The 262-nt window shown below is 73.3% G+C and carries 1 protein-coding gene; it reads left to right on the forward strand.

What is annotated here, in order from left to right; translation table 11 throughout:
- The coding region (locus tag ODJ79_RS46935; RefSeq protein WP_263030227.1) for a molybdopterin-dependent oxidoreductase at window positions 1-262 on the forward strand (262 nt) is incomplete at both ends.

Below are 262 nucleotides of genomic sequence, written 5' to 3' on the forward strand. Positions count from 1 at the left end.
TGTGCTGCTGGAGATGTACCGGGAGGCGAGGGCGCGGCTGGGTGACCCGGTGGCGGCCTGGGCGGAGATCACCGGGGATCCGGCGAAGGCGCGGCGGTACAAGTCGGTGCGTGGCAAGGGTGGCCTGGTGCGGGCGACCTGGGCGGAGGCCACCGAGATGATCGCGGCCGCGCACGTGCACACCATCAAGGCGCACGGCCCGGACCGGCTGGCCGGGTTCTCCCCGATCCCGGCCATGTCGATGGTGTCGCACGCGGCCGGT

The organism is Actinoplanes sp. KI2, assembly GCF_025630775.1.
Lineage (GTDB): Bacteria > Actinomycetota > Actinomycetes > Mycobacteriales > Micromonosporaceae > Actinoplanes.